The sequence below is a fragment of the bacterium genome (assembly GCA_019695335.1).
In the GTDB taxonomy this organism is placed as follows: Bacteria; CLD3; CLD3; order SB21; family SB21; genus JABWBZ01.
The window spans coordinates 18,725-39,542 of the sequence record JAIBAF010000003.1 but is presented as its reverse complement, the minus strand read 5'-3'; the positions used below and the strand labels follow the sequence as shown (position 1 = coordinate 39,542).

The following is a 20,818-nucleotide window of genomic DNA, read 5'->3' as shown; positions in this document are numbered from 1 at the left end:
AATTTTGGTACTATTAGATTTGACAGAACGAGGAAAGGTAGTTACAGATGGTCAATCGACCTGCGTCCTTGAAATCCGTCGGCAATAGAATGCCAGTAGTCGATGTTCTCCTCTCCGATTTTCCAGCATAAATAAACCTCTTCTCCGTTCTCTCGGACATGTGGAAAATCGATCAAACCCTCCTCGATACTTTTTATTAAAACGCCTTTGAGTTCAAGATCGCGTAAAATACAAACCAATGCTTCTAACTCATCAGGATGATACCGTGATCCGTTGGGACCGCGTCCACCAAAGTAAGCATGTTTATATATATCATAATTTAATTCAGTAAGCCGCGCCCTCAACTGCAACATTTCTTCGATTTTCGGTCTAATGGATTTAAGAACAGATCGTGCTTCGTCAACGGTAAAATGACGATTGTGCAGATACTGAGGCATTAGTTTTTCATTTCATGTTCGGGAGGTTCCGAATCAATCAGGTCGTGCATAATGCTGTCAAAAAAGAAAAGGGAATAATCCGAAAGAACTTTGATGATATATTCTCTGGACCGATCATCAACGTGATTTTGATTACACCAATCTATGATATAATTACTGAAATACGTTTCAGCGATATGACGGAAATCTTCGTTTACGCCTTCATTGTACATCGAAAAAGGTTCTTGAGGCATGGACTCTGCGTTCTCCAATATAATTTTTAGTGTAAAAAAGTTAGCCAATTCGTTATGAGAAATCAAGCATAATCTGAATCGATTTCAATATGCCCCTAATTGAGACTTGCGTTTCAGTCACATCTTCTCTATGTTTTGAATGAACTTTTGTCGTTACATGAAACTATGAATTTGAAAATCGGGCTGATCGGAGCCGGCGCTGTTGCGTATGGAATCGCCGATGCCATACTTTTGAGCGGCCTTTCGATTAAAGCCATCGTGAGCCGTAATAAATCGCATGCACAGCGTTTGGCCAAACGCATTGGAATTAAAAAATTTGGTACGAATTATCAATTACTCGATGATTGTAATTTTGTGATTACAGCCGCCTCCGATATATCATTGAAAAAAATAGCAAAAGAAGTATCCCATGTTGCTTTCAGATCAAATTCCGTTACAATGGTTCATACTTCCGGCAGCTTGACATCAGACATTTTACAACCGGCAAAATCTAACGCCCATGCTGATGTGACGATCGCATCGATGCATCCCATGCAAACGTTCTTGTTGCGATCAACTCGCAGAAAAAAAATGCGTGAAAATACTTATTTTGGAATTGAAGGAGAAAAAAAAGCGTTAAAAAATATAAACCACTTCGTCAGGCAAATTAAAGCCAAAACCATTTTAGTTCCAAAAAGCTATAAATCTTTATATCACATCGGTGGAATTATGGCTTCTAATTTTGTGGTGGCTTTACTGTACGAAATTCAAAAATTATACAATAACTTAGATTGGAATGAAAAACAAACACTGGCAGTAGTATTACCATTAATGCAAGCAACCATTGCTAATGTACAAGCGCATGGAACGGTGTCTTCACTTACGGGACCGGCCTCGCGCAAAGATATAACAACCATACGGTCTCACATTAAGATTTTATCTAAGAAATCACATGAAATTGCAAGACTATATAGATATTTAACTGATATTTGTTTAAAAATTACTTTAAATAAGTCATGACGAAGAAAATCTTTTTTATTACTCTCTGCTTTTTGTCAGCCGGTTGCCGTGAAGCATTGGTTGACAGCAATGACACTCGAAAAGAAACTTTGATTATCGGTCAATGGGCATTCTATAATATTGAGTCAAACTCGACAATCAATTTAGTATTTAACAGCAATTTTTCAGTTCATGTTGTGAACACAAGTAATGATAATCCAGTGGATGAGACTTTTCTTTTTAGGATTGAGGACAATGTGTTGTATTTTTTCAATGAAAATGAAGAATTTACTTTTAATATTGTTGAATTAAATGCCCTGAGATTAGTTCTTCAATTCTTCAGCAATCAGCAAACAGTCACTCAAACGTACACTCGAGTTTTGTGATTCAATGATTATTCTTGGCATCGATCCCGGTACACAATTACTTGGTTTTGGAATTATTTCTTATGAAAAAAATCGACTCTCCTATTTAGCCAGTGGATATCTTGAACTTCCGGCCAACCTCTCTCTCCCCCTGAAACTGAATGAAATATATAACAATCTTGATCGGCTCATTAAAAAATATAAGCCCAAAGAGCTGGCTATTGAGAACGTTTTTGTTCATCAAAACGTTAAATCGGCTCTGAAATTGGGCCACGCACGCGGTATTGCAATACTTGCAGGCGTTCATCACAATTTGAAAATCAATGAATACTCCCCCAAAGAAATGAAAATGGCCGTCGTAGGCAATGGGAATGCTTCTAAGGTACAGGTTCGATTTATGGTTAGTAAACTGTTACAATTAAGTCGTGAACCTTCGCTGGATGAATCAGATGCATTAGGACTTGCCGTATGCCATGCACATAGGATGAAATCACCACGATCCTCTATAAAAAGCTGGACGGAATATGTCAAACAACATCCTGAAATGATAAAAAAGTAAATCCTACCGCTCTTAGTTCACCACGAATACTCATTTAATCAGCATCATTTTCTTCGTCGAGCTAAACTTATGCTTTCCATCCGAAGTATTGGCGACAATGCGGTAAAGATAGACGCCGCTCGACACAATATCATTGCGATCATTTCGACCATTCCATTCCAATGTGTGAAATCCGGCAGGCATTTCTTTATTAATCAATTCCGCAACTTCTTGTCCAAGGATATTGTATACTTTAATTTTAACGTTGGCTAAATACGGCAAATCAAATTTGATTTTTGTTACAGGATTGAACGGATTAGGATAATTTTGATACAGACTGAATTTTTTCGGCTGAACAAAAGTTACATATTGTATTTCATGATATACTATAACACCACCGTATGAAATATCAGCAATTCTGTAAGCATAAGATTTACCAACTTGTGCATCACGATCACTCAATGAATAATCTGTTGCATTCGTTTTTGTCCCCTGTCCTTTTATCGTTGCAATCGTTTTAAAATCAAGATTGGCTGCGCTAACATTTTCAGTCATGACTTCTGCTTTTTGGATTAACCAATATGCGTTTTCAATTTCACTTTCAGTTCTCCAATTTATTAAAATTTCATTACCAGATTGCTCCGTTCTGAAATAAGCTAATTCAACGGGTAATGTTACATCGGTTCCCGTAATGGAAGTTTCAACGCTGGTGAAAATACTATAAGTCGAAACCGTTCGAAAGCTGACGTTACGGAGGCCAGCCGACGAGTCAATAATAACGGTTACATTCGCTAAATTACCGATAGTCACCGTCGTTGGGACCGTCACGACCAGTGTGTCGGCGTTGGTAAGCACACCTTGTTTGAGACTAACACTTCCCGCAGCAATTGAATTGACAGTCACTTTTGAAGCCGCCGGAGTTCCTTGAGTAAACGTCGCATCGTATGGAATGATCATCGTAATAGTACTGATGCCAGAAACTAACCGACCGCGCATTCCGGTTTTGAATGACCACGTATAACGTCCAAATTGACTTGTATCATTCGGCGTGACCGATAATGCCACATTAGATATAGTCGAAACAGTTGGTTTCAATGTGTAAGCAGAGCTTGTTCCGTCAATCGGTTGAGCGCTCGTATGTACATTCAACGTATAATCGCCATAAACCGATGGGTTCTCAATCCCTGCCCCTGTTAGAAAAGCAACCCGAACTGAATCATTGTTGCTGACCACAACCGGAGTTGTTATAGTGACTGAACGTAACAATGGATTGGTGCTCACGGCAAATGCATTGGTAAAAGTATTATTGGTTTGACTGGCCACTCTTACATTGGAAGTATTAATCGATGAAGGAATATAAGTATTACTAGGAAAGGTTATAGTGATTGTTCCGCTATTGGCCGTGAGCGCTCCGGTGCTTCCTACAGTAAACCGTATTGTATCAACAGAAGCTGCATTTACAGTATCCGGAGTGATATGTGTTCGTATAGTCGCGACAGCCGCAACATTGGAAATACTATAAGCGCCTGACGTCACGTCGGTCGTTTCAACACTTGTTCTCACTGTCAAAGTATAACTTCCCTGGATTCCAGGATTGGTAACCGGATCCGTAGCACCGATACGATTAATCGTAATCACCACTGCGTCGTTATTATCAATAGAAATACCTGTTGGAATTGTCATAGTTACCGATTGGCCGCTTATTGAAATAGAACCTGTAGGAATCTGAGTAGCTACGCCATCAACTGTAATATAAGTACTGTCATAATTCGTATTGGTGGCGCTGACGGTAGTACTGGCATTAAATGTAATAGTAACGGTACTGCTTCCGGCAATTAGCCTGCCATTGGCACCAACATTAAAACTTACAGTATATGGCGATACCGTCGCGAGTCGTGGATTAGTAACACTGACGGAAGGCGTGGTAACACTACTAATTCCTGAAGTAATTGAATACGTCGGAGAAACAACGTACGCTTGTTCAGCTTGTGTACGCACCTGAAGGGTGTAGGTTCCAATCGTAGTCGGATTCAAAATACCAGCCGCGCTATTAATAAGTATCGTTACATTCGTTAAATTTGCAATGCCGCCAGCCTGGGGAACATTGACTTTGATCGTATCGCCAATTACAGTCGGATTGACCAATGGATTAATGCCGTTTACCGTTAAATCATTTTTATTGATGCTGGACGGAACGAAAGTATTGGAAGGAAAAGCAATTCGAATCGTATCACCTTGATTCAAGGCGCCGCTTGAACCTGTGGTAAACTTAATCGAATATCCGCTGGCTGCATTAATTCTGGATGGTGATGGTACAACAGAAGTGACTGCCAGCAACTGAGTTAGTGTAATTGTATATGTCCCGGATGCATTAGTCGTATCCGATGACGTTTTAACGACAATCGTACTGGTCCCGAATGGATTTCGATTGTCCAGTCGTGCTGATGTATCAAATACGACGGATACTGCAGTATTGTTGTCGATAGTCAACCCATCAGGTATATTGATTTTAATTTTACCGCTGTCACCGCTAGTCAATACGGTAACTGTTTGGCAAGCATTTGAATTGACTTTTACACTCGATGCCGTGATGCTTGACGGAATTCTTGTGCGGGAGCCAAAAGCAATTGTGATGCTGCTTGACCCCGATGCAGTTCCACCGGCGAGTTTTCCTGTTGAAGATGTCGTGAAAGTGACTGTATAAATACTGCTAGTGGCATTTTGTACTGACGGACTAGCTGTAGCACTTACTGCCGTTACAGATGTACTATGCCCGGCAATCGTATAGGCCGTCGATGTAACCGGGGCAAGATTTTGTGAAGTATACATCGTAACTTTGTAAAATGATGTACTTGGAACCGTTGGATTAGAAATAACGGCTGTGGTCGATCCCAGTACCAGCGTAAATGGGCTCGAAACATTACCATTTTGAACAGTTACGGTAACAGTCCGAGTTGATGTATTAATGCTAGCGCTTGCTGGCTGAGCACCGTTTAAAGTTATGTTAGTCGCAGCAATTGTGGCGGGTAAAACAGTGCCTTCAGGAAAAGTAATTGTGATAACATCAGGCGAGCCTCCGGATCCGTTTAAGTTATTACCAGTGAAACTAAACGTGTATGTTGAATTACTATTTACAGTTGAATTCGACAATGTAATACCAGTAAGAGCAATAGAAGTTCCGCCGATGTTATAAGTAGCAGAATTAATATTAGAGGCTTCAACGCTAGTTTTGACACCCAAGTTATAATTGCCCGCAGTTGGATTGGTAATGGGCTGTGCCCCAACCCTTCTTTTTACAATCAATACAATGTTATCATTGTTGTGTGAGATTACGCTCGACGGAATTGTAAATTGAATAGTCTTTGCAGTATTATTCGGCGCAATATTCGTGGTTGGAATTTGAATAAAAGCTCCACTGGCTACCGATATATAAGTTGAATCATAATCGGACGCAGTCGTACTTAATGTGTAACCTGAAGCGAAAGTCAAAGTGATTGTACTCGTGCCTGGATTTAACCGACCATTCGCTCCCAGATTAAAATCAATGCGATAAGGTGATTTCGCACTGGCAGTTGTTAAAGTCGGAGTCACAATGGATTGAGAGACTGTGGTACTCGTATTAGTCACAGCATAAGCGCTTGAGGACACCGGTGTCCTGTCTTTGCTGGTCATAAGACGCAGATAGTAATTTCCTAAAACCGAAGGATTGAGAATGCCAGCCGTGGATGCAATATTCAAAGTTACGGATGAAGAATTTCCTATAGAAATTGGAGTTTTAATAAATAATGTATCATCGTCGGCTGAATTAGATTTCTGGATGGCAATACCTGCTGCAATATCGCTGAATCCCCCGCTCGTAATTGTAATATTTGAATTGACGATCAGCGCCGGCAAAAATGCATTGGGTTGAAAGATAAATACGATGCTATCCGTATTTGCTGTCAAGCTTCCGGTCGAACTTGTCACAAAATCGAGCGAATATTGTGCTTGTGCATTAACCACCGTCGGTGATAACGTAACGGCAGTAACCGATAAAGAATTTGATGATGAAATAGTATAGTTAGCCGATGAGACGTAAGTATTCTCAGAACTGGTTTTAACGCTGAGATTGTAAGTACCGGATGTTGGATTGCTCAATCCCGTGCCAAGGCTGAAAACAACCGACACAGCTTCATTATTGGATACATTTAACGGAGCAATGATGACTACCGTATCATTATTGGCTGAAGCGTTTGCAGTTGTTCCGTTAACGGTAACACCCGACAGACCCCCGTTAGGAATTCCGGTAGCGGTCGGAAAGCCGATTGTAATAGTGCTAACACCGGTTGTCAAAAGTCCACCGCTTCCAACATTGAATGCAACCGTGTAAGCAGCTGACAAATTCTCAACCGAAGGATTAGGCGTTACGGCAGGTTGTGATACAGTTGAAGAAGACGCAGAAATTGAATAATTAGTTGAAGTAATTAATCCTCTCTCTGTTGTGGTTTCGATTTGAAGAGTGTAGTTGCCCGCCGAAGCCGGATTAACAATTTCCGCCAATGCCGAAATCACAATTGTAATAGTACCGCCATTTTTTGCAATATTGACCGGTGTCAGAATGGCAATTCGGTTAGAGGACGTTGGATATATCGATACGGCGTTGGCTGCGGTATTATTGACAGTAATGTACGTTGGATCAATGCTTGAAGGTAAAGTCGTGGCACTTCCGAAAAAAATGATGATGCTATCCGTATTCGCAATTAAATTGGTATTACCATTGCCCGTCGAGCTGGTGATGGTATATTGTCCAAAATTGTTTGTTTGAGACGGCGTTACGGAAACATTGGGCTGCCCAAGCGCCCATAAAGAATCCGATTCAACCAGCAAAAACAAAACGCCAACAAATATCAGTAAATACTTCATTAAACTAATCATTTAGTATGTTATTGATTGTTATTTATTTGACTCGCCTGTCTATTCAATGGAAAATAACTAACGACAAGAATTATGACTCGAGAGAAATTAGGGTCATCGGGTCAACTTCAGCTAAGATAGACGAGGATGTGGGCGGTATCAATCCAGTGAAATGCGTATTTAATTAAAGCGGATTTTATTAAGTAAAACTACGTAGAGATTGGAATCACACGATCTTATTCTCGATAGCAAAACGAACAAGGCCGGTAGCGGTATGAATGCGGAGTTTGTGCATCAGATTCGAACGATGCGTTTCAATCGTTCGCGGACTTAAAAAAAGTTTTTTGGCTATTTGCTGAGAATTTAATCCTTCTGCAATTAAGCCAAGAATTTCTTTTTCACGTGCAGTGAGTGTGTTAATTACATTGTCATTTTCTACATCTTTGCTTTTAATATTTTTTTTTGAAAACTGACGTCCTATCAGATCATAAGCGCTTTGGCTGAAATATTTCTCACCTTGAACTACCCGATGAATGGCTTTGATGATTTCATCATTCCCAGAATCTTTTAGCAAATATGCGTAGGCGCCGGCTTCAATGACTTTGCCGATATAGGCTTCTTCTTCAATCATCGTAAGAATAATCACCTTCGTATGAGAGTATTTTTGCGAAATGATTTTGGCAGCTTCCGTTCCGGATAATTTTGGCATTGAGATATCTAGTAAAGCAATGGCCGGTTTCAATCGTTTTATCGCTTCAATGGCTTCTTCTCCATTTTCTGCTTCGCCTATGATTTCAAATTCAGGTTGACTACTCAATAAGGAACGGAGCCCGCTCCGCACGATCGGATGATCGTCAGCCAATAAAATTGTAATTTTATTCATTTACTTCCTCCGTTGGAATTGGAATTTCCATAACGAGAGATGTACCATGGCCAATTGAGGAGTCAATATGAAATTTTCCATTGAGAAATTCAATACGCTCACGCATACTGACTAATCCCATCCCTCGCGTCTCTCGTCGTTTAACTTCACGCAAACTGAATCCTTGACCATTATCTTCTATCGTAATCACTACAGAACTTGAATGACCTACCATTTGAAATGATACTTCGGTTGCCTTTGAGTGTTTTACAATATTATTGAGCGCCTCCTGAATAACCCTATAAACCCCTAATTCAATCGGATGCGATAATCGTTTATCCAAATTAAAAATTTGGAAATCGATTTTGACTTCATTTTTTGAAAACATCTGTCGTAAAAGACTTTCAATAGCCGTATACAGGCCAAAATCTTCGAGAACCCTTGGCATCAGATTGTATGCAATTAATTTTGTCTCCACCAGTGCATTGTCTAATAAAATTTTATTTTGTTCAGTCAAATGCATTTCGTCAGATTCGTTTCTAGATTTTTCCGATAATTCCATATTGCGCCGAATGGCGGATAAAAGCTGACCAATGCCGTCATGCAATTCTTTGGAAATACGACGACGTTCCTCCTCTATTGCACTTATAACCGACGCCAATCGAATTTTTTGATTTCTTAGTTTAATCTCAGCCAACTCAATTTTTCTTTTTTCTGAAAGATCAGAAACTAAAACCAGGCATGCTTTGTGGTGATCAAAAACCAATTCGTATCTCATCAGCTCAACCTCAATAATACGCCCACTTTTTAACTGATGACGACCCACATGCATCTCATGCTCTGACTCTGGCCCAGTATAGTCGTAAGTCATCAGATCATTCAGTTTCATCGATAGAAATTCCTCCCTTGAGTATCCATATAGATCCAATGACGCTTTATTAACGGCTAAAAAAGCTTTTGTATCGGTATTATAAATGAATGTCGCCGTCGCAATACTTTCAAAAAGAAGCCGGTATCTTTTTTCACTTTCAATTAACTCTAGTTCAGCGATTACACGCTCCGTAACGTCATGACCGACTCCAATTAAAAGATGGTCAGACGTCAACGCATCATGCCATGAAATACAACGCAAACTACCATTTTTATGCCGAATCCATCGCTCATAAGACGTTGCGCTTACCGGCATTTCTCCTTTAACAATTTTTTTTATATTTTCTTTTTCAGCGATAGCCGCTTCTGAAGTTTCTCGCGTAACATGCCACCAAAGGTCGCCAAGGACTTCACGGGGATGATAGCCAAGTGTTTTGACAAGAGCGCGATTAACATAAATAATTTCAGCTTTTTCATTGCTCACAATAACGAGATTACCAACTTGGTTTAAAATATTATGAGAGAGGGAAAATTCCTCAATTAACTTTCGTTGGCTGATATCATGGTGAATACATAAAATGGCTTGCACTGCCCGGTATTCAATTTGTCTGGCGTTAATATCAAACAAAATTGATGTTCCGTCTTTTTTTCGATGAACTGATTCCAAACTAATAGCATGAATACTTTCCAACACTTTGTTTCGTAGCGATTCCATTTCTGCCGATTGAGACCATAACTTAACAAATGGTGCATTAAATAATTCATCTTGAGTATAGCCATAGATTTCGCAAGCGCGATGATTGACAGCAAGAATATTCATCGTGCCAACACCAATAATCGTAATCGCATTTCCAGCATTCTCGAATAAATTACGATAATCCTTCTCTGATTGCTGTAACACGTTTTCGACGCTTTTTCTCCTTACGATTTCTTCTTGTAAATTTTGTTTCTGCTCAAAAGAATACTTTATTAATCGTGAAATATTTCCGAATTCATTAGTTTGGTTAATCAAATTATTCAGCGAATCAGTTTTTTCTTGCGCCAAAACTGTTGAAATGTTTTGCAGAGGGCGTGAAACCCATCTGGAAAGCAAGAAATACAATGGCAACATTATAAGCACTGAAAAACCTACTAAAATCCAGTATTGAAAGTTGGATAATCGAATTATCTCAGTCATCATTTCTGATTTATTAGTAGAAATGATTCTGGCGATTGATTGGCCGTCCCAGCCTTTTAACGTGCTAGACACCTGAATATAGGTGAGAGTATCATAAGTCGCCGGTTGACTCGTTTCGTCGATAGTTAACTCAACATTGCTATTTAATAGTGCAGAAAATTCCGATAAATAATTATCACTCCACAACCTTCCGGCAAAAAAAACGCCAGCCGGTTCTGTTACACGTTTATTGTCAGCGCTGGGCTGGATAGGCGCTCCCCTGATTTCAAGAAGACCGTCTTTTGTCCAAACGAAAAAATGAGAAAAGTGATTTTGTTGAAAAAAAATATCAAACGTTTCTTTTTTTACAGGCAAATACTTAAGTGGGTAGTCGAGCCTTGAGATTGAGTATATTAATTCACCTTTGTTTCCATAAATCCACACACCTTGAAGATTAAAACTGGTAAGTACGGCATCAATATTTTGCTTAGCCCATTCTATTTTTTGAGTTTTAGTGAATTCATACATGTCGTCCCAATATGAATAATCATAAACAAATAACTCTAATGACTTTTGTTTTAATTCGATAGCATGATTCAAAAGTTGTAGCTTTTCATTCGCTCTGTTCCGGCGAATGTATGTAAAGCGCTTATGATCAAGGTTATTCATCGTATAAAGCGCCAACGACATTAAAACAACAATTGATAGCATTAATGCAGTAATTTTATTTTGAACAGTCATAAAGGCTTTTAAAACAAAAATCCCAGTCCATCGGCCTGGGATTTAATAAATCTATATTATTTTATTATTTTTGAATTATGATTTTTTCAGATCGTTATAATCCACTTCATATTTCGATGCACATTTCGCTTGAATTTGGGTACCTTCAAATGTTCCGTCTTTGTGATATCGACCGTCTATGACAGCTTCGCAATCATCTTTAAAGGTATCCGGCACTGGGTCCTTGCCAACATATTTGACCGGAATAGTTGCACCGTTACGAGTAAGCATAAATTCCAGATTGCCATTTTCTCTTTTGATGCTTCCCGGCACGACGTTACCGTGTACTTTCAGTTTTTTGCCATAAGCTCCGTCCCCCATGGCCTTCAGTTCGTCTACAAATTTATAGTATGATTTCCCTTCATCAAAGCCGCTGTAGCTTAAAAAACCCAAAACGCCTGCTACGAGCGCAACACCGATGATGACTTTAAGATTTTTTTTACCCATGCTAAAAATCCTTTCTAATAACTGTTTCTAATATACGGCGCGAACGGCATAAATCAAAATGATTTCCGTCATGTATTGATCTTTGCCGGCTGTCCTTCCAATTTTGCAATACATGCAGCGGTAACGACATCACCGGTAACATTAACAGTTGTACGCCCCATATCTAATATCCGATCAACTCCTAATATAATTCCGATTCCTTCCGGAGGCACACCGACTGATTGCATGACCAAAACGATTAACGGCAATGATCCCCCAGGAATTCCGGCAGTGCCGATTGCAGTCAAAACGGCCATAACTACTACCAGAGCTTGCTGTGCAATAGTCAACTCAACACCAAACACTTCTGCTAAAAATAAAACCGTCATACCTTCATACAGAGCCGTTCCATTCATATTAACCGTTGCTCCTAATGGAAGCACAAACCCGGCTATATTAGGAGTAACGCTTAGATTTTCTTCAGTAACTCGGATAGTCGTTGGCAACGTTGCATTACTCGAACTCGTTGAAAAAGCTGTAATTAAAATTGATTTTATGGCTTTGAAAAACGCCCAAGGATTGATTGATGCAATTGTGCGCAATAATATTGAATATATCATAATTGTGTGGATGAAATAAGCTGAAAAAACCAATGCTACATACAAGCCAAGAGGTTTCAATATTGCAACGCCGAAGCGAGAGGCAATACCGAATACAAGACATGGTACGGCATAGGGCGCTATTTTCATTGCCATATCGACAATTCGTATTGAGAAGTCATTTAACGCTGTCAACCCTCGTTGTGTTGAGCCTAAAACAGGCGTATCGAATTTGGTCATCATGATGCCAAACAATAAAGCAACAATAATGATGGGCAGCATCTGCATTTCAATAAATGCTCTCAATATGTTCCTGGGCAAAGCCATGTCTACGAACGTCATCACTGAAAATTGAATCTCTTTGCTCTTCTGGATAACTTGTGAAGTATTTTCACCATAAATAGACATTAATTGGCTCTGCATGCCTGCATCAAAATTCTTACCCGGTTCAAATGTGACAATTAAGATCAGACCAAGGATTACGGCTAACGTGGTTAATACAATAAAAAAACCTAAAGTGCGTATTCCTATTCGTCCGACCGATCGCAAATCGCCCAAATTGGCCACTCCTAGTGCCAACGAAGCAAATACCAATGGAACCACGATCATAAATAACAATCGCAGAAAAATTTGTCCGATCGGATCCGTAACATTCGCAATAAACGTTTCAAGCCCAGCGTGAGAATTACCGCTAACTCCTAAAATCTGGTTGACAATAATACCGGCGATTAATCCAAATACCAGCCCAAGCAAAATTTTTGTGTGTAGTTTCATAACAACTTCAAGTAAATTTCAAAAAATTTGGTTATGAAATAATGTGGAATTAATTTTTAAATTTCAATTATTATTGCAAAAAAAAAGCAGGAATGATTTTCATTCCTGCTTTTAGCGAATCGTTATGATAAAAAAATTATTCTGTAACGAACGTAGCTGTTTGCAATACATTGCCGGAAGCGTCGACAACTTCGACTTTCCAGTTACCTTTAACGCCATTGATTGTTTTGAAGGAATACGTTCTCCAAGGCGTGCCATTGATTTCTAGGGGTACTTCCCCGGCAGGACTATCATTGAGATACCATTTTACAGTAACAGAGGAACCCTGACTTCCACCTGAAAGCTTCATCCAGCAATAAACCTTTTCTGTCGTCGATGCAAAAGATGTGGCTTCGCCCACGATATCTTTATTTTCAACGCCTGTACCAAGTTTCATCTCATCTACTTTTATCTGCGCATTAGCCATTTGTGCTACAAATAGCATCAGAGCAACTGTGATTATCATCCTTTTCATACTCAACCTCCTAATAAAAATGTTAAATAAAATAATAAGCCCCTCTGGGCAAACTGTTTATACAAAAAAACATCAACTTCGGTCGAAATTCAATTATAATTTGTTGTATTCGGCAAAAATAACTTGTATTTCTACTCACCTGATCGTAATTTCTCGCCACAATTTTACAATTTTTTTACTTTTTAAAAGTTTTTATACGTATGGCTGAACGCCTATTTTTGCTTGACGGTATGGCACTCGCCTATCGAGCCTATTTTGCTTTAATCAATAACCCATTAAAAAATTCTAAAGGTGAAAATACCAGCGCTGTTTTTGGGTTCACTAATACTTTGATCAAAATCCTTCAGGACGAAAAGCCTGATTACATTGCAGCTGTTTTTGATACAGCTGAACCAACTTTCAGGCATAAAAAATTTTCTTCTTATAAAGCTACTCGCCAAAAAATGCCTGAAGACATGCTTCCGCAGCTTCCTCGCTTAAAACAAGTTACCGAAGCAATGGGAGTACCGGTGATTGAATTGCATGGGTATGAAGCGGATGATATTATCGGTACACTTTCAATAAAGGCAGCCCAAAACGGCGTTGACGCTATGATGGTAACTGCTGATAAAGACTTCATGCAATTGATCTCAGACAAAATCAAGATGTACAATCCTTTTAAAAAAGGCGGCGATGTTGAAGTCGTCGATATCAATGGCGTAAAAGAAAAATTTGGTGTTTTGCCTAATCAGGTAACTGATATTTTGGGTCTAATGGGCGATACCGCCGATAATATTCCCGGTGTAAAAGGTATCGGAGAAAAAACAGCAACCAAGTTAATTCAGGAACATGGTTCTATCGAAAATTTATTTAATCAAATTGAAAGCATTAAGGGCAAAATAAAAGAAAACTTACAGTCTCATCGCGAAGATGCCTTTCTTTCGAAAGAGCTTGCTACTATTGACATCCACGTTCCAATTACCAACGATTTTCATTCACTCAAATCCAAACAACCAGATTATGACTTATTGATTGAACTTTTTAAAACACTCGAATTTAAATCCTTATTGAAAAAATTCACTGAAGCGAATACGGATCTTTTTTCAACATCTTCACCTGTAGAAACTACCAAAAAAAGTCTTCAAACTGAGAAACATCTCTACCGTTTAATCGATTCCAAATCAGCTCTTTTTGAATTGATCCAGGAATTAGAACAGGTCAAGCATTTCTCTTTTGATACTGAGACTACAGGTACGGATCCTATGAATACTGAACTGGTAGGCATTTCTGTAGCTTTCAATCCCGGCCATGCCTATTTCGTTCCGACAAACGGTAATCTGGAGATTAAGGATATTATATCTGCTTTTAAACCGGTCTTGGAAAACTCATCCATTTTAAAATTCGGCCAAAATATCAAATTTGATATTTTGGTTGTTAAAAACCTTGGTATTGATTTACGAGGCGCCTCATTCGATACGATGATTGCTTCCCACCTGATCAATTCTGAAAAACCACTCAGCATCGATGCTCTTGCATTGGAATACCTTGATTATAAAAAAATTCCAACCAGCGACTTAATTGGTTCCGGAAAAAATCAAATCAGCATGAAAGATGTACCTGTCGAAAAACTGACAAAATACGCTTGCGAGGATGCCGATTTTACTTTACAGCTTCATGACATTCTGGAGAAAAACCTTAAACAAATTCAATCCGATAAAATTTTCTACGATATTGAAATTCCTCTCATTCAAGTACTGTCGGATATGGAATATCATGGCGTCTGGCTTAATATGGGTATCCTCAAAGACATGTCGACGGAATTTGCCGGCGAAATAAAGAATCTTGAAAAAATTATTTACAAGGAAGCCGGTATAGAATTTAATCTCAATTCACCGCAACAATTAGGTGATATCTTATTTGAAAAATTGAATGTTCACAAATTAGCTGGGATCGAAAAACCTAAACGAACAGGCAAAACCGGACAATACGCTACGGATGTAAAAATTTTGGAAATGTATAAAAGTTTACCTATTGTTGATGCGATTTTAAATTATCGCCAGTTAACAAAATTAAAATCCACTTATATTGACGGTTTACCGCCGCTTCTCAATCCTAAAACCAACCGTATCCATTCGACTTTTAGTCAGACCATTGCATCAACCGGACGGCTTTCGTCGAGCAATCCCAATTTTCAAAATATTCCGATTCGCACCGATGTGGGTCGTGAAATTCGTAAAGCTTTCACTCCACAGCATAAAGACTGGCTGCTGCTGTCGGCGGATTATTCACAGATTGAATTACGCGTTCTGGCGCACATGTCCGGCGATGCACATTTGATTGAAGCCTTTGCCAACGACGAGGATATTCACACCAGCACGGCATCACTGGTATTCAAAGTACCCAAAAATGAAGTTACAAAAGACTTGCGCAGGAAAGCGAAAGATATTAATTTCGGCATCATTTATGGAATTTCTGCATTTGGATTGTCCAGCCGGATTGGCATTTCAAATGCCGAAGCAAAGCAATTTATTGACAATTATTTCATAACATACCCAAAAGTGAAAATGTTTATAGAATCCATTTTAAAAGATGGACGTGAAAACGGGTTTGTGACCACAATGTTCGGTCGTAGGCGGTATCTTCCCGATTTACAAAGTAAAAATTATACCGTCCGGCAATTTGCTGAACGCGCAGCGACCAATACCCCCATTCAAGGTACGGCCGCCGAACTAATCAAAATCGCCATGATTGAAGTACATAAAGCGATGACAAAGGATAAATTCAAAGCTAAAATGATTTTACAAGTTCATGACGAATTGGTTTTTGAGACACCTAAAGAAGAAGTTAAAGACCTGCAAGAACTTGTCCGAGAAAAAATGGAGAATGCCGTAAAACTTCAGGCCCCGCTTAAAATTGATATCGGTGTCGGTGAAAACTGGCTAGAAACAAAATAATATTACATACAACTCACAGGGAGCATTTTACAATGTCTAAAACTCAGCCTACGGCTATTCCTCTTTGGAAGAACAAAATTGTAATCGGTGGAATTGCCATTGTCGTGATCGTCGCTATCGTAGTATCCATTCAATATATTAAACCGAATCCGTACAAAGGTGTACCCAAACAATCGATCGCGTTTCTGAACCAGGGCGATGAAGCTATGGAAAAACGTGATATTGAAAAAGCTTTGGATTTTTATTTAAAAGCACTTGAACTGGACGATAGTTTTTCGGATGCCGCAGCTAAAGCCGCTGAGGCCTATGTCAAGGCTGGCTTAAAACATAAATCTTCCAACAATATGAAGATGAAAGAAGCCATGTTCAATCAAGCAAATACATATATTGACAAAGCCTTTAATAGCAATCCAAATAATGGTTACGCTCATTATGTCAAGGGGCTCATGGCAGATGAACAAAATAATACCGACGATGCTATCAGTGAAATGGAAATGGCTGAAAAAGCAGGTGTCAGTACATTTGAACTTCATTCTCTGCTGGGCTTCCTGTACAATTCAAAAGAAGAAGCAGGAAAAAGTGTTGCACAATTTCAAAAAGCTTTACAGTACAAGTCTGATGATATTAAGACGCTATACAATTTAGGTGAACTATATTTTGCGTTGGGTAATTACAGTAAAGCGGTCAATTATTATGGCGAACTTTTAAAATACGACAATAAAGATAAAGCTTCGCGTGTAAATTATGCTGCAGCATTGTGGAAAAACGGAGATGAGGAGAAAGCAAAAGAGGTTTTGAATTCGATAATAAATGATACTCAAGGTAAAAAAATTACCAATTACAACTTAGTTGCATGGGCGTTGATTGACAAAGATATTGATTATGATTGGGGCATCACATTGGCTAAAGCGGCTGATGAATTAGCCCCTAACAATATTGAATCCACAGACATTTTAGGTTGGGGTTATTTCAAAAAGAAAAACTATGAGGCTGCCGTTAAATACTTAACTAAGTCCATGAGAACAATGCCTTCTGATGAAGTGAAGCTTAGGCTCGATATGGCCAAAGAAAAATTGGAAGAATCGAAAAAGTCAGGAAGTTAGTGTTTACAGCAGTAGTTAGGATGATTTTTGGATTTTTTGTTCAAGCTCGCGAACTTTTTTACGCGCCTGAACAGAATAAATACTACGAGGAAACCGTGTCAATACTCCTTTGTAAGTTTTGACTGCTTGAAATAAATCTTTTAAATTATATTCATACACCTCACCTGCTTTCATCAAGGCCAGATCCGTAAGCGGGCTTGTCGTCATATAGTCAGCAACATTATTGAACACCACGATCGCTTTGTCATAATCCCCAGTTTTAACAAATAATTCTCCTGTTTTGAGCATTGCATCATCCGCTAACGGCGACTTGGGATTATTTTCGATCAAACTTCTTAAAATGGTCATTGATTCAGAATATTTTCGCTGCTTTTCGAACAGCACCGCTCGTGAATAATCCTTGAGTTCTTCTTTAGCTTTATTACCGTCTTGAATCAGAAGCAAATAAGTCAATGCATCATTGACAAAAACGCCATCTTGCCGCCGAGCCAGTAATTTCATCAGATTGCGACATGAATCGAAGTCTTGCTTATAAAACAATGTTACTCCAATCATAAAATCAGCGCGATCTTTGACCTCGCCACCTTTGACTTCCATTCTCACAACTGAATACTGATCCATCGCATCATTTAATTTGCCACGTACAATCAAACATTCAGCAATTCTAAATATTGCATCATAACGTAAAGGTGTGGCCGAATAATCCGAAAGAACAGCTTTAAATTGATTCAGCGCTTCATCGACATCCTGAAACCGGTCAATATAAATTTCTCCAATTCGGAAATAAGCTTCTGCACTCCATTCGGTTGATGGATATTTTTTAACAACAGTACGATACATTTTAACGGCCTCATTGGAAAAAGCCGATTCCTTCACTTTTGAAACCGTATCGGCAATATCGTATGCATGCCGAATGGAATTATCCATTTTTTCAAAACATCTGGCTAAGCCGATTTCGGCTTGAGGTGAATTCGGATAGAGCGCCAGAAAATAAATAAAGGCTTTTTGTGCAACATCATAAGCCTCACTCTGAAAAGTTAAATTGGCAAAATTCAATACTTCAATTCCGTCGTTACCGGTCAATCGATCTAACTGTTTGCACTGTTCAAAAGCTAAATCGTAATTTTTATTTTTTAAATACGATTCAATTAAAAGCTTCTGAATCGAACGATCCTTAGGTTGATCAATCAACTCTTCTTTTATTGCTTTGATAACAGAAGCATTGTCTTTTTCAGTATCAGGAAATTGGTTGAGTTGTGTTTGCAAATATGAGAATGTACCGACATTCATCCGATAATATTTGAATAGCTCTTTGGTTGCACTATAATAATCGCCACGATACATATGCAATTTAGCCATTTCAATTACAAACAAATCTTCTTGTCCCATCGACTTTCGGGCATATTGATAAACACGCTCTACTTCGTCAAACCAACGATTTTCGATCATCATCGCTGCAATCATGCGATAACTGGATACCGATTTTCCGGACAACTGGACCGCTTTATTGACCAATACTCTGGCGTATTCAATATTTTTATTACGATAATACGCATCCGCTAATTCGGCAATTAGCGCTACATTTAGAGAATCGCCGGACAATTGACGACTGATAACATTAATTCGTGAAGAATGATTATTAGTGATCTTATAGAGGCTTTTAAGGCGAGAAATCAAATCAAAATTAGTCGAATCGCTTTTATATAACTCTTCGTAAATCGAAAGGGCTTTATCATATTGGCCGTCTTTTTCAAAATTTTTGGCTGTTTCAAATTTGTAACTATTGTTTTGGCCAAAAGCGGTAATGCTCAATAAACCTAAAAAAAGGCAAAGATATTTAATTTTGCCGTTCACTAACGTTACTCCATCACGACATTTACTTTGCCGAGACCCGCTTCTACACGTAAGTCCAAAACCGGTATTTCGGAATTAAAATTACGGGATACATACAATCCATCTTGTTTTTTCTCAAAATCAGTATCGCTGATATTACAAGTCGAAAAAAACGATTCATCTGTACGAAGCTTTACATTAGTGTTACGGGAAACTTTAATAGTGACTTTTCCAAGTCCGACGGTAATATTAGCTCTTGCATCCCTTTTTAATTCGCCTGAAAAATCGAGGATATATGAACCCACGCCGCCTTCAAATTCCATCCTTTCGAAATTTGCGTTACATAGCCCGCTCATCATCATTTTAGAAGCGCCGGCTTCTATTTTCATAAGATAGATCTGATCTTTATTGGGAGCACGAAAATAAACGTTAGCTTTACTGGCGCCCATCGACAATGTAAGATCTTGCACGCGGAGACCCGTAAAATCAAACTCACCGTTGCATGCGCCTAATTCAAAATTATAAGACATTGGGATTTTGTCCGAAAATTCAAGAGACCAGTTTTGTTTACCAAAATCAAACATGTCGACGGAAGTATTTTGATCCATTTCTAAATTTAAGAATCCGGTACTACCGCTTTTATAATAAGATGCTTTTGGAGCAATTGAAGTTTTTTCTGATTTGGATTGAATGATATACAACTTATCTTCCTGAACTTTGCGTACGGAGAAATCGCCCGCAGCGTATTCGACTTTCACTTTCAATTCTTTTTCGTCTTCACGGTTACGGCTTTCGATATTCGATTGCGATACAAGAGTGATCACCGATCCGGAGAAAAATATCGTAGCCCATACCTTCATATTAGCCAACTTCATACTTACGAACCTTTTTCAACTTTACCTTTCAGGAATTTATTTAGCATTTCTCGCGCCCTGAAAATACGCGCCTTGACCGTTCCGATAGGAATTTTTAATAATTCCGAAATTTCTTCGTAGGACAACTCGTCCGTATGCCGCAAATAGATCACTGTCTTATACTTCTCAGGTAATGCATCAATCGCAACTTTAATAATAGAATTCCGTTCGTTGCGCATCATTTCTTTCTCGGGATAATACGTCAAATCCGGAATTTCGATATTGTATGTACTATCCTTGTAAGTAACCGGTGTATCAATTGAAAACGTCTGCAATTTTTTCTTCCTTAAATGATCGATGCAGTTATTCGTTGCAATTTTATACAGCCACGTGCTGAAAGCATATTCATAATTAAAGTTCGGCAATGAACCAAAGGCTTTCATAAATGCTTCCTGAACCAAATCTTCAGCTTCGGTTGTCGAATGAACCATTCGATACATCAGACTGAAAATTTGCGACTGATAACGTTGCATTAAATCTTTATAAGCCTGTTGATTACCGGCAATAGCACGGCCAATCAACTCAAAATCTTCTTTCTTTTGTTTTTCTCTTTTTTCTGCCTGCAAACGCTGTTGTTCCGCAGCATCCATTTCAGGAGTACGAATAACCG

The 20,818-nt window shown here is 38.8% G+C and carries 15 protein-coding genes; 4 read left to right on the top strand and 11 right to left on the bottom strand.

What is annotated here, in order from left to right; all coding sequences use genetic code 11:
- Positions 1-41: 41 nt before the first annotated feature.
- Entirely contained in the window at positions 42-437 is a 396-nt protein-coding gene (locus K1X84_01320; GenBank protein MBX7150250.1) for a DUF2203 domain-containing protein, read from the bottom strand.
- Positions 437-670: a hypothetical protein gene (locus tag K1X84_01315; protein ID MBX7150249.1), complete on the bottom strand. Its 234-nt coding sequence runs from the start codon at positions 668-670 to the stop codon at positions 437-439. The genes K1X84_01320 and K1X84_01315 overlap by 1 nt, the downstream gene beginning before the upstream one ends.
- Before the next feature lie 165 nt (positions 671-835).
- Between K1X84_01315 and K1X84_01310 the strand changes: the two genes are divergently transcribed.
- Both K1X84_01310 and ruvC read left to right on the top strand, forming a co-directional pair.
- Positions 836-1,669 (top strand): DUF2520 domain-containing protein, encoded by an 834-nt coding sequence (locus tag K1X84_01310; GenBank protein MBX7150248.1) that lies wholly within the window; start codon positions 836-838, stop codon positions 1,667-1,669.
- Between the two features lie 369 nt (positions 1,670-2,038).
- Positions 2,039-2,572, top strand: a complete 534-nt coding sequence (gene ruvC, locus K1X84_01305) for a crossover junction endodeoxyribonuclease RuvC (GenBank protein MBX7150247.1) — start codon at positions 2,039-2,041, stop codon at positions 2,570-2,572.
- A 30-nt stretch (positions 2,573-2,602) separates the two neighbouring features.
- Here the strand turns inward: ruvC and K1X84_01300 are convergent, their stop codons facing one another.
- The 6 genes from K1X84_01300 to K1X84_01275 all read right to left on the bottom strand — a co-directional run bounded on the left by K1X84_01300 (position 2,603) and on the right by K1X84_01275 (position 13,347).
- Complete coding sequence (locus tag K1X84_01300) at positions 2,603-7,453, bottom strand: hypothetical protein (protein MBX7150246.1); 4,851 nt, start codon at positions 7,451-7,453, stop codon at positions 2,603-2,605.
- 217 nt (positions 7,454-7,670) lie between these two features.
- The gene (locus K1X84_01295) at positions 7,671-8,327 is read right to left on the bottom strand and encodes a response regulator transcription factor (GenBank protein ID MBX7150245.1); all 657 of its coding nucleotides are present in this window, start codon (positions 8,325-8,327) and stop codon (positions 7,671-7,673) included.
- Positions 8,320-11,073 carry a PAS domain S-box protein gene (locus K1X84_01290; protein MBX7150244.1) on the bottom strand — a complete coding sequence of 918 codons (2,754 nt, stop codon included), beginning with the start codon at positions 11,071-11,073 and terminating at the stop codon, positions 8,320-8,322. Before K1X84_01290 ends, K1X84_01295 begins: the two co-directional genes overlap by 8 nt.
- Before the next feature lie 75 nt (positions 11,074-11,148).
- Positions 11,149-11,559, bottom strand: coding sequence for a cytochrome c maturation protein CcmE (locus K1X84_01285; GenBank protein MBX7150243.1), 411 nt, complete (start codon positions 11,557-11,559; stop codon positions 11,149-11,151).
- Between the two features lie 68 nt (positions 11,560-11,627).
- Positions 11,628-12,911 (bottom strand): dicarboxylate/amino acid:cation symporter, encoded by a 1,284-nt coding sequence (locus tag K1X84_01280; GenBank protein MBX7150242.1) that lies wholly within the window; start codon positions 12,909-12,911, stop codon positions 11,628-11,630.
- A 136-nt stretch (positions 12,912-13,047) separates the two neighbouring features.
- Complete coding sequence (locus K1X84_01275; protein ID MBX7150241.1) at positions 13,048-13,347, bottom strand: DUF2914 domain-containing protein; 300 nt, start codon at positions 13,345-13,347, stop codon at positions 13,048-13,050.
- 278 nt (positions 13,348-13,625) lie between these two features.
- Between K1X84_01275 and polA the strand changes: the two genes are divergently transcribed.
- Together polA and K1X84_01265 are read left to right on the top strand one after the other, a co-directional pair.
- Positions 13,626-16,358 carry a DNA polymerase I gene (polA, locus tag K1X84_01270; GenBank protein MBX7150240.1) on the top strand — a complete coding sequence of 911 codons (2,733 nt, stop codon included), beginning with the start codon at positions 13,626-13,628 and terminating at the stop codon, positions 16,356-16,358.
- 32 nt (positions 16,359-16,390) lie between these two features.
- Complete coding sequence (locus tag K1X84_01265) at positions 16,391-17,461, top strand: tetratricopeptide repeat protein (protein MBX7150239.1); 1,071 nt, start codon at positions 16,391-16,393, stop codon at positions 17,459-17,461.
- 15 nt (positions 17,462-17,476) lie between these two features.
- Here K1X84_01265 and K1X84_01260 read toward each other — a convergent pair whose 3' ends face one another.
- Genes K1X84_01260 through K1X84_01250 form a run of 3 tightly spaced genes read right to left on the bottom strand, consistent with a single transcriptional unit; the run spans position 17,477 to position 20,798 of the window.
- A complete protein-coding gene (locus K1X84_01260) occupies positions 17,477-19,315 on the bottom strand; it encodes a tetratricopeptide repeat protein (GenBank protein MBX7150238.1) in 1,839 nt (612 codons plus the stop codon).
- A 5-nt stretch (positions 19,316-19,320) separates the two neighbouring features.
- On the bottom strand, positions 19,321-20,169 hold the full coding sequence (locus K1X84_01255) for a hypothetical protein (protein ID MBX7150237.1): 849 nt from the start codon (positions 20,167-20,169) through the stop codon (positions 19,321-19,323).
- Between the two features lie 2 nt (positions 20,170-20,171).
- A complete protein-coding gene (locus tag K1X84_01250) occupies positions 20,172-20,798 on the bottom strand; it encodes a sigma-70 family RNA polymerase sigma factor (GenBank protein ID MBX7150236.1) in 627 nt (208 codons plus the stop codon).
- Positions 20,799-20,818: the final 20 nt, after the last annotated feature.

Excerpts from the sequence above, each read along its gene's own strand:
- K1X84_01320 (MBX7150250.1), bottom strand. The coding sequence starts at position 437 with ATGCCTCAGTATCTGCACAATCGTCATTTTACCGTTGACGAAGCACGA.
- K1X84_01315 (MBX7150249.1), bottom strand. The coding sequence starts at position 670 with ATGCCTCAAGAACCTTTTTCGATGTACAATGAAGGCGTAAACGAAGAT.
- K1X84_01310 (MBX7150248.1), top strand. The coding sequence starts at position 836 with ATGAATTTGAAAATCGGGCTGATCGGAGCCGGCGCTGTTGCGTATGGA.
- ruvC (MBX7150247.1), top strand. The coding sequence starts at position 2,039 with ATGATTATTCTTGGCATCGATCCCGGTACACAATTACTTGGTTTTGGA.
- K1X84_01300 (MBX7150246.1), bottom strand. The coding sequence starts at position 7,453 with ATGAAGTATTTACTGATATTTGTTGGCGTTTTGTTTTTGCTGGTTGAA.
- K1X84_01295 (MBX7150245.1), bottom strand. The coding sequence starts at position 8,327 with ATGAATAAAATTACAATTTTATTGGCTGACGATCATCCGATCGTGCGG.
- K1X84_01290 (MBX7150244.1), bottom strand. The coding sequence starts at position 11,073 with ATGACTGTTCAAAATAAAATTACTGCATTAATGCTATCAATTGTTGTT.
- K1X84_01285 (MBX7150243.1), bottom strand. The coding sequence starts at position 11,559 with ATGGGTAAAAAAAATCTTAAAGTCATCATCGGTGTTGCGCTCGTAGCA.
- K1X84_01280 (MBX7150242.1), bottom strand. The coding sequence starts at position 12,911 with ATGAAACTACACACAAAAATTTTGCTTGGGCTGGTATTTGGATTAATC.
- K1X84_01275 (MBX7150241.1), bottom strand. The coding sequence starts at position 13,347 with ATGAAACTTGGTACAGGCGTTGAAAATAAAGATATCGTGGGCGAAGCC.
- polA (MBX7150240.1), top strand. The coding sequence starts at position 13,626 with ATGGCTGAACGCCTATTTTTGCTTGACGGTATGGCACTCGCCTATCGA.
- K1X84_01265 (MBX7150239.1), top strand. The coding sequence starts at position 16,391 with ATGTCTAAAACTCAGCCTACGGCTATTCCTCTTTGGAAGAACAAAATT.
- K1X84_01255 (MBX7150237.1), bottom strand. The coding sequence starts at position 20,169 with ATGAAGTTGGCTAATATGAAGGTATGGGCTACGATATTTTTCTCCGGA.
- K1X84_01250 (MBX7150236.1), bottom strand. The coding sequence starts at position 20,798 with ATGGATGCTGCGGAACAACAGCGTTTGCAGGCAGAAAAAAGAGAAAAA.